The sequence below is a fragment of the Psychrobacter sp. GW64-MNA-CIBAN-0177 genome, assembly GCF_040309585.1.
GTDB classification, from domain to species: domain Bacteria; phylum Pseudomonadota; class Gammaproteobacteria; order Pseudomonadales; family Moraxellaceae; genus Psychrobacter; species Psychrobacter okhotskensis.
In genome coordinates, this window is record NZ_JBEOOY010000002.1 from 333,464 (window position 1) to 348,087 (window position 14,624).

Sequence of the window (14,624 nt, forward strand, 5' to 3'; positions counted from 1 at the left end):
TATGGGTATTCAAGAATTACGTTTATGAGCCGCTCATCTCTAAAAACCATTAAATTGCGCGTAGTATAGAAACAACGCTAGCGCAGTTAAAGATGAGCAAAGTAACCAAAGGATTTTTTATCCTAAAAATCACTACATTAATTACACGACAGGACTTTAATAAGTCGGCATAGAGCCGTTATAGTAGAACACGTATATAGTCGGTTTTACATCAATTTTACCTGCCAGCTTTATATCACTAGTATCTTTCATTGACTATGTTTCGTAGAACCGTATTTTTACATACAATTTTTTGCACACAATAATAAATAGGATGTTTTATGAGTAATGATAATAATCAAGCAACTGCCAACCATAATACAGATAAAAGCACTTATACACCGCCTAAAATCTGGACCCAAGACAAGGAGAATGGTGGCAAATTCTCTAGTATCAACCGTCCAACAGCTGGCGCGCGCCATGATAAAGCCCTACCAGTAGGCGATGCACCGTTACAGCTGTACTCACTGAATACCCCAAACGGTGTCAAGGTAAACATCCTATTAGAAGAGCTGGCTGAGCTGAATGTTAAAGGCGCTGAATATGACGCCTATAAAATTGACATCTCGGAAGGCGATCAATTTGGCTCAGGCTTCGTGGCGATAAATCCAAACTCAAAGATACCTGCATTGGTTGACCATGCTGCCAAAAACAATGATGGCGAGCCTATTGCGCTTTTTGAGTCCGGTGCCATTTTATTATACTTAGCAGAAAAGTTCGGTCAGTTTGTTCCCGTATCTTCTGGTAAGGCCAGAGCAGACTGCCTGTCTTGGTTGATGTGGCAGATGGGTAGTGCACCTTTCTTAGGTGGCGGCTTTGGTCATTTCTATGCTTATGCGCCAGAACCAATGGAATACCCCATCAATCGCTATGCCATGGAAACCAAGCGCCAACTTGACGTACTCGATAAACATCTAAAAGACAACGTCTACATGTGTGGCAATGACGAAGCAGACTATAATATTGCCGACATGATCATCTGGGCATGGTATGGACAGCTGGTACTTGGCAAGCTGTATGAAGCCGCTGAGTTCTTACAAGTTGATAATTATAAAAACGTGCAGCGTTGGGCACAGACCATTGCTAAACGTCCTGCAGTAAAACGAGCAGTCGATCTAGCGCTAAAACCAATCAATTAAGTGATTGTCCCTCATGCTTCGTTGTTAGAAAAAAAATAATGATATTAGAAAAATAAAAACAATGACGCTGTAATACAAGGCTGATAGGCAAGTTGCTTATCAGCCTTGTTATTTTTTAACATATTGATAGTGCTATCTTTATATATCGATAGTTGAATTAATACTATACTTCTTTGTTTACACAATGGTACATTAGTACAACAGATAGAAACATTGATACGTTAAGATAACAGGCCACCGTCTTGAAGGGCAGGTGTTTATAATTCTTCTATTAATGAGTAACGACTATGAAGAATAATAACGTTCTAAGCGCGCCATTAGTGTCGACTGACCATGATGCCTACCGCTATACCCATACTCATAAAAATTGTAACGTAAAAAATATGACTCACTCTAAAACTAAAGTTAAAAAAACAATAAAGATAACCACATTGATGTCTAAAAATAAAATTTTGTTACCCATACTTGCCGCACTTACTATCACGTCGTTGAGCGCTATGAGCCATGCGGCGGCCGTTGAATTTACCAGTCAAGACTGGCAGGTCGCTTGTGATAATACCCGTACTTGCCGGCTGGCAGGATACCAAGCAGAAAACAATAGTGAATTACCCGTCTCTGTCTTGTTGATACGCCGTGCAGGGGCCAATGCCAGCGTAGATGGTCAGGTCAAGTTTGGCGGGGCTAAAGAAAGTTCTGCCAAAGCTCTGATGCAACTAGGCAATCGCCATCGCATCTCCTTGTTTATCGACGGCAAGGATCTGGGTGAAACCAAACCTTTCTCCGCTGCAGCGGGCAATGCTGAGCTGACCTCAGCGCAGGTGAGCGCCCTATTGGAGGCTTTGACTAAATCGAGCAAGATTGAGCTGGTACTACGCAACTCACGCTGGCAATTGTCTGATAAAGGCGCCAGTTCGGTTATGCTCAAGGCCGATGAAGCCCAAGGTCGCGTAGGCACATCGAGTGCTTTTGTCCGTAGTAATGATGCTAAGAAGCCAAACAGTACGGTCTTACCGCCTAAGGCTGCACCGTCACTGCGTTTTGTCGCACCAAACCCTAATGCTGCGCCCAGCAGCAATAAAAAGTTTGTCATGAGATCCTCGCAGTTGTCAGCGATGATGAAAAGCACCATGCGAGACGCGGATAGCGACTGCCCAAGCCTGTCTGACAAAAACTCTTGGCGCGTCAGCCGTCTAAACAGTACGCAGTTGTTGGCGCAACACGAGTGCTGGACAGGGGCTTATAACGCTGGCATGGGCATCTGGGTACTCAATGACACGAAGCCTTATAAGCCGACCTTGGTCACCACTAGTGCGACTGACTACGACAAAGGTAAAATTACTTCCGTACAGAAAGGTCGCGGAATTGGCGACTGCTTATCTAAAACTGACTGGGTATGGACCGGTAAAGCTTTTGAAAAAAGCCATGAAAGCACCACTGGGCTATGTCGCATGGTGGAAGCGGGCGGGGCATGGCAAATGCCAACTTACGTAACAGAAGTCAAAATGTCACGCTAGCAGCTTATGTATATTAATGCTTTATTAAACACTGCATTATTAAGAAGATAGCGCTTATTTTGATAGTAAATATAAAAATAGATACAGATAATGTTTTTACTGTGCTATACTGCGTCGCCACGTTAGCATTGACTAGCGTGAATTATGAGATTGATAACATCGCCTGCGATTTTGGGTCTAGGATGACCATAAGTAATTGTTGCCGATGATTTTGTGTACTTAAATAACATTTTATAAATATCAGTTATTTTTGACTCATATCTTATCTACTAACCCATGTATGGGATAGATTGGTTGTTACTTGCCTTTATCTGCTTTGGACAAAGCATCGATAATGCGTTTTTAGCAAACAAGGATGAGACACTCGGCACTACCACCAAAATACGTCAGACAGCACGAACGCATTTATTAAAGAAGTGAAGCTTTATTGGCTTGGCTTCTGATTATCAGCTATTTTATATGGTTTGATAGTGATTTAATAAAAGCTGCGTGGTGAACGGTTATCAGTGGTATGCATCAAGCTTGCTGAATTTACAGCAACTTATACTTACCAAGGATTCTCATGACTGACATCTTATCTGCAATCGCCGCTGAAAATGGCATTATCGAAGACACCACTCAAAACACGACTACTAATGAAGCAGCTTCTACTGACGCTGACGCTTCTGACGAAAATCAAGTCACTTTTACTGATCTGGGTATTGCCAAGCCGATTTTGACCGCACTTGATCGCAGTGGTTATACCAACCCAACCCCTATTCAAGCACAAGCCATTCCTTTTGCCCTAGCAGGTCGTGACTTATTATTGTCAGCGCAAACTGGTAGTGGTAAAACAGCCGCTTTCGTTATCCCTGTACTTGACCGTTTAAGCCGTGCGACTAGCTTTGATAAATTAACCAAAGCCCTTATCCTAACGCCAACGCGTGAACTTGCTCAGCAAGTACATGATAGCGTACGTACTTATTCTAAAGATATGCGTGGTCTATTCTGCGTACCATTAGTAGGTGGCGCTCCTTACAATGGTCAGATTACTGCTTTGAAAAAAGGCGTTCAAGTTATCGTTGCAACCCCTGGTCGTTTACTCGACCATATCAATGCCGGTCGCGTTGACTTATCAAGCCTAGAAGTCTTGGTACTTGACGAAGCTGACCGTATGCTTGACATGGGTTTTGCTGATGATATCAGCGACATTCTACGCGCAGCACCGACTGATCGTCAGACGATTATGTGTTCAGCGACTTGGGATGGCCCAGTAGGTAAAATCGCTGCCAGCTTCACTAAAAACCCTGAGCGTGTATCAATCAAAGTTGAATCAGCGCATATCGAAGAAAAAGTATACTACTGTGATGATTTTGATCATAAAAACCGTTTGCTTGACAAAATTGTTTGCGATAAAGAGATGGAACAAGTCATCATCTTTGCTGCGACCAAACGTAGTACTGAAAAATTAGCCAAATCTTTACAAGAGCAAGGCCATAAAGCCAGCTTCTTACATGGTGATTTGCCACAGAGCAAGCGTAATCGTATCGTTCAAGACTTGCGTAACGGCAAAGTCAAAATTCTAGTAGCAACGGATGTTGCCGCTCGTGGTCTTGACGTGCCAGCACTATCGCACGTCATTAACTACGACTTACCACGTCAAACAGAAGACTACGTGCATCGTATCGGTCGTTGTGGCCGTGCCGGTCGTACGGGTATTGCCATCAGCCTATGTAGTATGGATGATCGTCCACAGCTAAACGCGATCAACCGTTATTTAGATCGCAAAATGGAAGTATCGATCATCGAAGGTATGGAGCCTAAGAAGACTTATGTACCTAGCGAAAACAAAGGTAATGGTCGTGGCCGTGGTCGCGGACGCTCAAGTGGCGGCGGTAACGGTCAAGGCCGTGGTCGCGCGGGCGGTGGCTATCAAGGCAATCCTGCTAATGCTCGTGGTCGTTCAAGCGACAGCGCAGCAACTGGTCAACGCGCTAGCAATGACAGCGGTTATCAAGGTAAGCCACGTGATTCATCTGGCAAGCCAAATGAGCGTTCAGGTGGCAAGCCGTATCAAGGCAAGCGCACTGGTGCTCCTAGCCGTGGTGATAGCACTGGCGTTCCACGCGGTGAGCGTGCTGCAACGGGTCGTGGTCGTCCAAGTGGCAGCCAAGGTCGCCCAGCTGGTCGTGCTGATAGCCGTGGTCAAGGTCGTTCAAGCGGTGGCAATCGTAGCAACAACTCGTAATACCGTTATATTTAATGATTAATAAAGGTTATTAATAAAATAGCCACTGACTTGATCGGATAAAATAGCGTAAAAAAGCCAGATACTTGTTATCTGGCTTTTTTGTGCGTGGTGGTTCTATCTGTAGCCAATGAGTATTGGTGAGCAGTTTAAACAAACAAAAGCTATCTCTGTAGTCAATCGTTGCTTGCAGGTCTTTTTTGCCTTGTCTATACTGACAAGCCTTTACTTATCGTGTGCTGCGGAGCCATTTGATGCTCGACATTTCTCATTTAACCATTGCTCAATTAAAGGTAGACAGTTTACCAGTAGCCTTTGGCGTCATTATGGCGGTTATCGGATTGGTGTTCTATACTCAAGGATTACCGGGTAAATTTTGGCGACGTTTTTATGCGGTATTGCCGGGTATTGTACTGTGCTGCTTTATCCCAGCAACCCTAAACAGCCTTGGCATCTTTGCTGACGGCATTGGCTCACAGATTTATGGCTTTACCGCCACTTATTTGTTGCCAGCAAGTTTGCTATTGATGACCTTATCGATGGATGTCCCTAAAATTTTAGGCTTAGGCTGGAAGGCCATTGCTATGTTTTTTGCCGCCAGTATCGCCATTGTCATCAGTGGCCCGATTAGCTTAGGCATTGCTAAATGGGTGTCACCTGAGATGTTTACCGACGATACTCTATGGCGCGGCTTTTCGGCGGTGGCGGGTAGTTGGATAGGCGGTGCAGCAAACCAAGCGGCGATGAAGGAATTGTTTGGCGTGAGTGATGATTTGTTTGGCATGATGATCTTGGTCGATACTACCAATGCGTCGTTATGGTTGTTGGCTATTTTGGTCATGGCCAAGCACAGCGCTAAGATAGATAAGTTTTTACGGGCTGATACCAGTAGTATTGATAAGGTCATCGCCGCTGTAGAGAGCTACGAGCGTGATCATGCCCGTCCGGCGACTTTAAATGATTTGATGGTGATGTTTGGTTTGTGTTTTGCGATGGTTGGAGTGGCGCACTTTATCGGCGGGCAGATAGCAGGCTTCTTTGCACCCTATAGCTGGGCAGTACAATACAGCTTTGCCAGCTCATTCTTTTGGATGGTGGTGATTATCACCTTAATAGGGGTAGTATTTTCCTTTACCAAAATTCGTCGCCTTGATCATGTTGGTGCCTCCAAAATTGGTACGGTATTTATCTTTGTATTGATTGCTGCTATCGGTATGCAAATCAATCTCGCCGGTATTGTCTCGCAGTGGCGCTTGCTACTCATTGGTCTATTGTGGATGAGTATTCACGTGGTGATTATCTTTATTGTCGCTAGAATCATTCGTGCACCATTTTTCTTTTTAGCAGTAGGTTCTAACGCCAATACCGGCGGCGCGTCTTCTGCACCGATTGTCGCCACGGCATTTCACCCCTCACTGGCGCCCGTTGGCGTATTCTTGGGTATTTTAGGCTATGCGGTGGGCACCTTTGGTGGTTATATCAGTACACAGATGATGCGGCTAGTGGTAGGGTGAGCGCTAACAAGCCTTAGTGTACATAAACCATAAATGTAGCTTTGGGTACTGTATGTGAGGCATTTATTAACGGCTTAATTTCCAAAAAAAAGAGAATGCTTGTTGACCAAGCCCTCTCTTTTTTTATTGATATAGTCAGTGAAAAGTAATATTGATCTTAGTCTATCTATTCTGATTCATTACTACTATCAAGCCTTCATCTGCGCCAATCATTTTTCTATTCCCAGTAATCTGCTGGGCATTCAGGTAATTCACTTAAGGTATTACGTAGTGCAACCGACCACTGACGACTGATGTCGTTGAAGTATTCGTCGTCTTGCTCGATACGGCGACCCTTAGGCATCTTCAAACTGTCATTTTGATAAATCAACAAATCTATGGGCATACCTACAGACAGATTGGAGTGAATGGTTGAGTCAAATGACAACATCAGGGCTTGGGTCGCATGCTTGACGTCTGTCTCGTATTTAACCGAGCGGTCGAGAATGGGCTTGCCGTATTTACTCTCACCCAGCTGAAAAAACGGCGTATCTTGCGTGGCTCTAATGCAGTTGCCTTCTGGGTAGATCATATATAGCTCAGGAGGCTGGCCTTTGATTTGCCCGCCCAATATAAACGAGCTGGTAAAGGTGCCACTATTACTATCGTTAGCGACGCTTTGAGCATGAGTCATGATACTACGCATGCATTCACCCACCATTTGCGCCGCGTCAAACAGTGTCGCGACGGTATGTAAGCTGCTCTCAGAACGCAGGTTGATATCGGTTTTTAACTTATTAAAGACCGCTTGTGAGGTAGCAAGGCTGCCAGCGGTCTGTAGCACCATAAAACGTTCGCCTTCAACGCCGTATTGGTAGAGTTTTCTAAATGTCGAGATATGGTCAATGCCAGCGTTGGTACGGGTGTCACTCGCAAAAACCATCGCGTCTTTTAGACGAATAGCAGCGCAGTAAGTCATAAGAAATCCTTATCTCAATAAGCAGAATCGATATTGATATTGATAGATAGACTGCATCTATTACTATGACAATCTTGAGACCAAAACTTGACTGTAAAGATTCTCATAGCCGCCGCCCATCCTTACCCCGCGTACTGGTGCGGCATCTAAGTAATCGCGACCAATAGCGACATACACATGCGAGCTTGGCTGGAACAGCAGATTTGAGATGTCAAAGGTATACCAGTAGCCCTCTAGCCAAACCTCTGCCCAAGCATGGCTGGCCATATGATTCTCTGTGTCATCGTATAGATAACCTGACACATAACGCGCTGGGATATGCTGATCCCTCAAGCAGCCTAAAAATACATGGGTATGGTCTTGGCACACACCAGCGCCGATATCAAAGGCTTCGGCTGCTGTCGTTCCCACGTGGGTGGCATCTTTGATATAAGGCATTTTGGTCAATAGCTCAGTCGCCATAGCTTTAAGGCTGTCATGGGTCGGGTCTTTTAGATAAGGTGCAGCAAAGGCGCGCATCGCCTCTGAACACTTAGTCAATGGGCTTTGTACCGTAAATAGCAAATAGGGGACGTTGTCCATGTCCTCTAATCGCTCGGTATCGGTATTGATCTCGACAATGCCGGACGCCTGCATTTGCAAGTTATTGTGTGCCTCATTACGACTAAGCGTTAGCCAGTCATTGCCAAAGCCGTCTTTTTGATTGACGGCAACTTTAGGCAGCATCACATCCCACCTATGAATCGTTTGATGCGGTAATTGCATCGGCGTCATACGAATATACTGAACGCTGCGCTGTGCCAGCTCGCCGTAGTAATAATTGGTTTGATGACTTATTTGAAGTTTCATAATGTTTTCCTCTTTAAGGTGCTTTTTGTCTATTTTACTAAGCTAAACGCTATACACCTTGCTGTAATATGATGTTGAATTCTCGGCTAATGAGCTTAAAGTCGCTAAATTGCTTTGATTTGATCATCTGATTGGTCAAGCGAGTCAGTTCACGCCAGCGCGTGTTTTCTGGCAGCTGATTAATCCAATACTTAAATTCAAGACTAATCTCGGTGGTGTCCTCATTGAGTAGGACCGCACGCTCTAATTGCTCAAAATACCGACCTAATTGCCAAAAACACGTCACGGTAGGGTGCTCTTGTTCCATTGCTGCATTACAGGCATATAGCTGTAGCGTCGCTGCTCGATAAGTACCGGCACTTGATAAGCGTTTAATGAGGTTGTACAGCTCTGCAGTATCTTTGCCAATCACGCCTTTGGCCTCTTGCACATTGGTCTCAATGGATTGGACCACGCTAGGGATTCTTTTTTGCTCTAAGTCATAAAGTATTTGTGCCTTCATTACTTTTAGCGGCTCATTCGCCTCTGCCGCAAAGCCTAAATGGCTGATTAAATGCTGTATTTGTGATTTTTTTAGGTCACCTTTGATCAACTGTTTCATTAGGCTGTCGTAGTAGTAGAGTCGCTCGCTATACCTACCGAGCCAGATCAAATGACTACTGGTCGACAGCAGCAATATCATTGGCGCATCATCGAGGTCCTCAAAACCCGCTTCGATAGGCTGTATGCGATTGTGGTAGCTGGCGTGACCAGCAGCACTCAGTGCTAGATTGTTAGACTTATCCGCCTGCCCATTAGCCAAGGCGGCTTTGCTCGAAGCTGGCGCGTTACGCTTGTCTGAAGATCTCTTCTCTAAACTGCTGTCATCGACGACCCAAGTATCTTTGATGCCACCACCTTGTGATGAGTTGACCACTAACGAGCCTTCGACCATCGCCACACGAGTAAGACCGCCCGGTACGATATCGACCGAACCGTCGCCATGACTGAGTACAAAGGGGCGCAGGTCAATATGGCGCGGGGCGATACCATCACTAACAGCGGTGGGATTGGTAGATAATGAAATTGTAGGCTGCGCAATAAAACCGTTGGGGTTGTCGAGCAGACGCTTGCGATAGTCGCTGATCTCTTGTTTGGTAGAGGTTGGCCCTATGAGCATGCCATAGCCGCCGGAGCCTTGGGTTTCTTTGACCACCAGCTTGTCTAGATTGTCTAGTACATAGCTTAGCTCGTCAGGCTTGCGGCACTGATAGGTCTCGATATTGGGCAAGACGGGCTTTTCACCCAAATAGAACTCAATCATATCGGGCACAAAGGGGTACAAGCTTTTGTCATCTGCCACACCAGTGCCGGGCGCATTGACGACGACCACATTACCAGCGCGGTAAGCACTCATCAGACCCGACACGCCTAGTATTGAGTTGGACTGAAATGCCAAGGGATCAATGTAAGGGTCATCAATTCGGCGATAAATGATATCGACTTGTACCTTACCACGGATACCTTGCATGTAGACTTTGCTGTCCTCAACCACCAAGTCATAGCCGTGTACCAGTGGTACATTCATCTCATGCGCCAAAAAAGCATGCTCATAATAAGCACTGTTGAAGCGACCGGGGGTTAGGATAACAATCTGTGGATCATACTTGGTGGTTGAGCTGGCAAGACAGCATTTGAGACGCTGCGGATAGTCGCTAACCCCTAATACGGGCGTATGAGCGAACAAATCAGCTAATAGAGTCTCTGAAATACTGCGGCTCTCCAGCATGTAGGAGACGCCAGATGGCGTGCGAAGATTGTCCTCTAATACACAGAATTGACCGGTCTCGTCTCGAATGAGATCGATACCACTGATGTGCGAGTAGATAGGCTTATCAAGTTCAATGCCCATCATCCATGGCTCATAGCAACCACTGGCATAGACGTAGCTGGCAGGAACAATGTCTGCTTTCATAATGGCTTGATCGTGATAGATATCATGCAAAAAGGCATTGAGCGCAGTAATCCGTTGCTTGCAACCAGCTTCTACTTGCTGCCATTCGCTGGCGGAGATAATGCGTGGAATGATATCAAAAGGAATCATCCGCTCAATGTTTTTGGCATCGCTATAGACAGTGAAAGTCACGCCCTTACGATAAAATATATTTTCTGCTTGCTCGTTCAGGTGGTTGAGCGCATCCATACTGATGTTGTCTAGCCAGTCGCCGACAGCCTTAGCTGCAGGACGATATTCACCCTTTTCGTTTTGTAGTTCATCGAAGCACTGTCGCTTTTTTTGCTTGTCTTTTGCGTGGCTCTTACTTATGGTTGGGTTAGGAGAAGTCGCCATTTGATCTTGGCTTTGACTTTGGCCATCATTTTGGCTTTGAGATTGAAGTGATTGTTGGTTCATAAATACCTCACGCATCCTTGGTAAAGTTATTATTTATGACGCATACACGGGTTATGATAGGCAGATCGGCAGGTGCAAGACGTCCAATATGTAGCCTGTGCCTTGTCTTGACTATAGCGCGTCTACGAGCCTATGCACAACAAGCCTGTGACTTTTTTAAAGTTGTCACCGTTAAAATACAACACAACAATAACTTAACTGCTGCAAAAAACAGCGATATCTTGCTTTCTTAAGGGTTCGCTAGCGATGGTACTTATATGAAGTGCTCATCTGAACAAACCCTTATAAACCCATTTAAGAGGATGGAGCAACATGGATGAAAAGAAGTTCGAGATTTATTTGGCAGATGATGGGCAAACTCAAATTGAGATTCGTCTAGAGCGCGACACCTTGTGGCTCTCACAAGCGCAACTGGCGACATTGTTTGAAAAAGACTCTGATACGATTGGTTTGCACCTAAAAAACATCTATAAAGAAGGCGAACTCGACCCCGAAGCAACTACCGAGCAATCCTCGGTAGTTCGTCAAGAGGGAAACCGACAAGTGCGACGCAACATTCGCTTTTACAATCTAGATGCCATTATTTCTGTGGGTTATCGGGTTAATTCTAAAAAAGGCACGCAGTTTCGTATATGGGCGACCCAGCGCTTACGTGAATACTTAGTGCAAGGCTATACGCTCAATCAGCAACGGTTCGATAAAAACTCTGCCGAGCTCCAGCAAGCGTTAAACTTAATCAAAAAAACAGCCCAAAGCCCTGAGCTGAATACTGATGAAGGGCGCGGCTTAATTGAGATTATCAGCCGTTATACGCAGACGTTTTTATGGCTACAACGCTATGATGAAGGCTTGCTTGACGATCCAGCAGGGCAGGAGGGCGGTGTATTGCCTAGCCTAACTGAAGCGATGAGCGCACTAAACAATTTAAAAGCGCAATTAATATCACGCGGTGAGGCAACTGAGCTATTTGCCAAGCCTCGCGGTGACGGGTTAGACAGTGTACTGGGCAATTTGCAGCAAACCGTGTTTGGCGAGCCTGCCTATCCGACTATCGAGAGTAAAGCGGCGCATTTATTGTATTTTATGGTCAAGAACCATCCCTTTACCGATGGCAATAAACGCAGTGGTGCTTTCTTATTCGTGGATTTTTTACATCGTAATAAGCGGCTGCTCAATGAAAGTGGGGAAATGGTCATTAATAACACGGGACTTGCTGCTTTAACCTTACTGGTCGCTGAGTCTGATCCCAATCAAAAAGAGACGTTGATTAAATTGATTATGAATATGCTGTCATTAGAGGCTTGATATACAGAGATATCATCCATGAGCGCTACAAAAGATAAGTCTAACTATGAATATTTGCAGTTATCATTATAACAACAACGCTTGATAATCAATTTTAAGGAAAACAACGCATGTTTAGCATAATAAAAGACTGGCACAATCAGCGCGTACTCGATAACAGTGACTTTACTAAGGCGGACTGGATGCAGGCTGCCAAGCGTATTGTGATACTTGAGCGCTTAAACGAGGACGAGATGACTCGTTTGTTTGAGTTGGCGACGTTGTTTTTGGATGATAAATCCATTACGGGCGCACAAGGCTTTGAAATCACAGATGCAGTCAGGCAGTCCATTGCCTTACAAGCCTGTTTGCCGATATTGAATCTAAGTCTAGAATGGTACGCTGGCTGGTCGTCCATTATCATTTATCCCGGTTCTTACAAAAGTGACAGTACCACTGTAGATGAGTTCGGTATCGTCCATGAAGGCAGCCAACATCGTAGCGGCGAAGCGTGGCTGCGTGGACCGGTCATTCTGTCATGGAAGGACGCCAAACATTCAGGCGAACGCGATGGTCACAATGTCGTCATTCATGAGTTTGTCCATAAGCTCGATATGCTCAATGGCCGTGCTAATGGCTTTCCACCATTGCAACCCGGCATGGATCCTGCGCGCTGGACGGAGGTTATGGCGCGAGATTTTGAGGATTTTCAAACGCATCGTAAGTCAGGACTGGATCGATATGGCGCGACCAATCCCGCTGAGTTCTTTGCGGTGCTCAGCGAAGTGTTTTTTGAGACGCCAGAAAAGTTGGTCGACGCATATCCAGATATCTATGAGATTATGGTCAAGTTTTTTAAGCAAACACCGATGTAGTTGATGTTAAATATATTACATATTAAAAAATGAATATATAACAGTGTAAACACAAAAGGGGCAGTGCATCATACAGAATACACTGCCATTTTTTAATCTTTAATAATTAAATCATGTGCTTATTATCTAATTAGACCGTCCACTGATCATTAACAATAGCCACCAAATAACGTTTGCCTTGATAATTATCAAACACTAAACGCAATACACGCCAGTCCATACCATCATACTCTTCGCTACCTTTATAATAAAACTCAACAACATCGGATTTTTGATAGATTTTTTTTAAGTTATTGATGGTATTACCATTACGACGAAACTCATTGATGCTGACAGCGCTATCATTGTACTTTTTGGCATCAACCCAAGTATCTAAGTATTCTGGCAGCGGAATCACTAATGGGTCGCCAGTACCGTCAAGTTCGCCCCAAGTAAAGCGAATTTTTGACTGTTGCAGATATTGTGCATATTGCTCACGGCTAAAGGTTTTATCCGTTTCAGGGCGTACATAAGCGTACATGGAGAACCTGACGCCACGTGTGGGATGGATATCATCCGTGATACGAGCAAAGTCATTGTTAGCGAGTGCACGCTGGATACGTAGCGCTTGCTGTCTGAGTGTCTGCTGGCTCATATCAGAGAGCACTTGTGATGATGCGTTGCTGGTTTGCGGATTAGAGATGGTCGCGCTGGACTCAGCAGACGATTGGCAGCCAGTGACAATAAGTGTGGCCATCAGTATTGATGCCAGACTTGTAGCGGTTGAGCGTTTATAAAGATAAGACTGAGGCATATGAAAACGAGATGACGGCATCATAAAAATATCCTTATCGTAATAACATTAGGTATTGGAATTATTTTTTAGATAGAGATCGTTCGATTAGATAATGACTTGTGTAGATATAAATTAATAATGGTTGTGATGTTCGTTAATACATAGCGGCTCATTGTTCAAAGCAATATTCAAAGCAACCATTGAGATTAAGTTAGCAAATATAGTCAGCATGAACTGTAATAATTGGTTTAATCCAATCTCCCTCAAACCGTTGGTTTGTTTTCGCATAATGTATATTATGTTAAATGATGGCTGTGTGGTGTTGAGTTCATGATATCTGTTTAATGCCTTCTAGCTCAATAGCAACACATAGTCTACAACTTATTATTCGGTTCTTACTTTGACCTACTTCACTATCTATTATAGTTTTGTACGCCTAAATATTTTTGGACTATAGTGTATTTTTGATTTAGCTCAATGTACTTATTAATACCAATAATGCGTTCAAATCTTGCCAGTACACCAACTTGCTATTCGGTGATTCCCACATGCTTTGTATTGAAGTATTATCAAAGCAATTGTCATGTTCTGATCTTTATCTTTAGCCTCTAAAATTATTGACCCCTATAGTCAAATCTATATAAACAAACTTGATATATTTTAGTTAGGCAGCCTGACGATAGAAACTCACCCACATCTGCATCCGTAATCTAGAGCTCAAAGGAACTACTAAAAACTGACTTATTCCATCTATTATCATTTGTCATAACGTTTCTTATAAAGATAAAGATTAGTTCCTCATACAGACATTCAGCTACTAGTATAGCTGAATGTCTAAATTAGTTAACCCTACACTTCTTCAACCTTCCTAAGTTGATTAGAGTAAAGTAATGTATTTAGGTATCTGAATGTACTTCTCTAGCAATCATCCCGTATTGCGCAAACCTGCTGCCAAAGCGTTAATACTACGGATTAATGGACCCTCAACATCAAGCTCATCATGATTGATGACGCCTGTAACGTCTTTTTGTCTGGCACGTTTTAACAACTCGATTTGT

General features: G+C 44.2%; 10 protein-coding genes and 1 pseudogene. 6 read left to right on the forward strand and 5 right to left on the reverse strand.

The window, feature by feature from the left end; genetic code table 11:
• Nucleotides 1–320 precede the first annotated feature (320 nt).
• From yghU to AAEY79_RS02970, 4 genes are all read left to right on the forward strand, one after another.
• A complete protein-coding gene (yghU, locus tag AAEY79_RS02955; RefSeq protein ID WP_025652030.1) occupies nucleotides 321–1,178 on the forward strand; it encodes a glutathione-dependent disulfide-bond oxidoreductase in 858 nt (285 codons plus the stop codon).
• 434 nt (nucleotides 1,179–1,612) lie between these two features.
• The gene (locus AAEY79_RS02960) at nucleotides 1,613–2,692 is read left to right on the forward strand and encodes a DUF1176 domain-containing protein (protein ID WP_227502354.1); all 1,080 of its coding nucleotides are present in this window, start codon (nucleotides 1,613–1,615) and stop codon (nucleotides 2,690–2,692) included.
• A 562-nt stretch (nucleotides 2,693–3,254) separates the two neighbouring features.
• On the forward strand, nucleotides 3,255–4,919 hold the full coding sequence (locus AAEY79_RS02965) for a DEAD/DEAH box helicase (RefSeq protein ID WP_101211578.1): 1,665 nt from the start codon (nucleotides 3,255–3,257) through the stop codon (nucleotides 4,917–4,919).
• A gap of 254 nt (nucleotides 4,920–5,173) precedes the next feature.
• Nucleotides 5,174–6,433: a DUF819 domain-containing protein gene (locus AAEY79_RS02970; RefSeq protein ID WP_025652027.1), complete on the forward strand. Its 1,260-nt coding sequence runs from the start codon at nucleotides 5,174–5,176 to the stop codon at nucleotides 6,431–6,433.
• Nucleotides 6,434–6,650: 217 nt separating this feature from the next.
• On the opposite strand, the gene AAEY79_RS02975 is transcribed toward AAEY79_RS02970, so the two are convergent.
• The 3 genes and pseudogenes from AAEY79_RS02975 to AAEY79_RS02985 form a co-directional block, all read right to left on the reverse strand.
• Nucleotides 6,651–7,391 carry a peptidase gene (locus tag AAEY79_RS02975; protein ID WP_101211580.1) on the reverse strand — a complete coding sequence of 247 codons (741 nt, stop codon included), beginning with the start codon at nucleotides 7,389–7,391 and terminating at the stop codon, nucleotides 6,651–6,653.
• 63 nt (nucleotides 7,392–7,454) lie between these two features.
• Nucleotides 7,455–8,240, reverse strand: coding sequence for a transglutaminase family protein (locus tag AAEY79_RS02980; protein WP_025652025.1), 786 nt, complete (start codon nucleotides 8,238–8,240; stop codon nucleotides 7,455–7,457).
• Between the two features lie 865 nt (nucleotides 8,241–9,105).
• A pseudogene (locus AAEY79_RS02985) lies at nucleotides 9,106–10,632 on the reverse strand (circularly permuted type 2 ATP-grasp protein); the annotation flags it as partial.
• 312 nt (nucleotides 10,633–10,944) lie between these two features.
• On the opposite strand from AAEY79_RS02985, the gene rhuM reads away from it, so the two are divergent.
• Nucleotides 10,945–11,937: a RhuM family protein gene (gene rhuM / locus AAEY79_RS02990; RefSeq protein WP_173240289.1), complete on the forward strand. Its 993-nt coding sequence runs from the start codon at nucleotides 10,945–10,947 to the stop codon at nucleotides 11,935–11,937.
• 110 nt (nucleotides 11,938–12,047) lie between these two features.
• Entirely contained in the window at nucleotides 12,048–12,791 is a 744-nt protein-coding gene (locus AAEY79_RS02995; RefSeq protein WP_025652022.1) for a zinc-dependent peptidase, read from the forward strand.
• A gap of 130 nt (nucleotides 12,792–12,921) precedes the next feature.
• Here AAEY79_RS02995 and AAEY79_RS03000 read toward each other — a convergent pair whose 3' ends face one another.
• Together AAEY79_RS03000 and AAEY79_RS03005 are read right to left on the reverse strand one after the other, a co-directional pair.
• The gene (locus AAEY79_RS03000; protein WP_201633378.1) at nucleotides 12,922–13,608 is read right to left on the reverse strand and encodes a hypothetical protein; all 687 of its coding nucleotides are present in this window, start codon (nucleotides 13,606–13,608) and stop codon (nucleotides 12,922–12,924) included.
• Between the two features lie 883 nt (nucleotides 13,609–14,491).
• Complete coding sequence (locus tag AAEY79_RS03005) at nucleotides 14,492–14,614, reverse strand: hypothetical protein (protein WP_352287181.1); 123 nt, start codon at nucleotides 14,612–14,614, stop codon at nucleotides 14,492–14,494.
• Nucleotides 14,615–14,624 lie beyond the last annotated feature (10 nt).

Bases quoted from the DNA above. Each gene is read 5' to 3' on its own strand.
- AAEY79_RS02970 (WP_025652027.1), top strand. From the start codon at position 5,174: ATGCTCGACATTTCTCATTTAACCATTGCTCAATTAAAGGTAGACAGT.
- AAEY79_RS02965 (WP_101211578.1), top strand. From the start codon at position 3,255: ATGACTGACATCTTATCTGCAATCGCCGCTGAAAATGGCATTATCGAA.
- AAEY79_RS02975 (WP_101211580.1), bottom strand. From the start codon at position 7,391: ATGACTTACTGCGCTGCTATTCGTCTAAAAGACGCGATGGTTTTTGCG.
- rhuM (WP_173240289.1), top strand. From the start codon at position 10,945: ATGGATGAAAAGAAGTTCGAGATTTATTTGGCAGATGATGGGCAAACT.
- AAEY79_RS02960 (WP_227502354.1), top strand. From the start codon at position 1,613: ATGTCTAAAAATAAAATTTTGTTACCCATACTTGCCGCACTTACTATC.
- yghU (WP_025652030.1), top strand. From the start codon at position 321: ATGAGTAATGATAATAATCAAGCAACTGCCAACCATAATACAGATAAA.
- AAEY79_RS02980 (WP_025652025.1), bottom strand. From the start codon at position 8,240: ATGAAACTTCAAATAAGTCATCAAACCAATTATTACTACGGCGAGCTG.
- AAEY79_RS02995 (WP_025652022.1), top strand. From the start codon at position 12,048: ATGTTTAGCATAATAAAAGACTGGCACAATCAGCGCGTACTCGATAAC.
- AAEY79_RS03000 (WP_201633378.1), bottom strand. From the start codon at position 13,608: ATGATGCCGTCATCTCGTTTTCATATGCCTCAGTCTTATCTTTATAAA.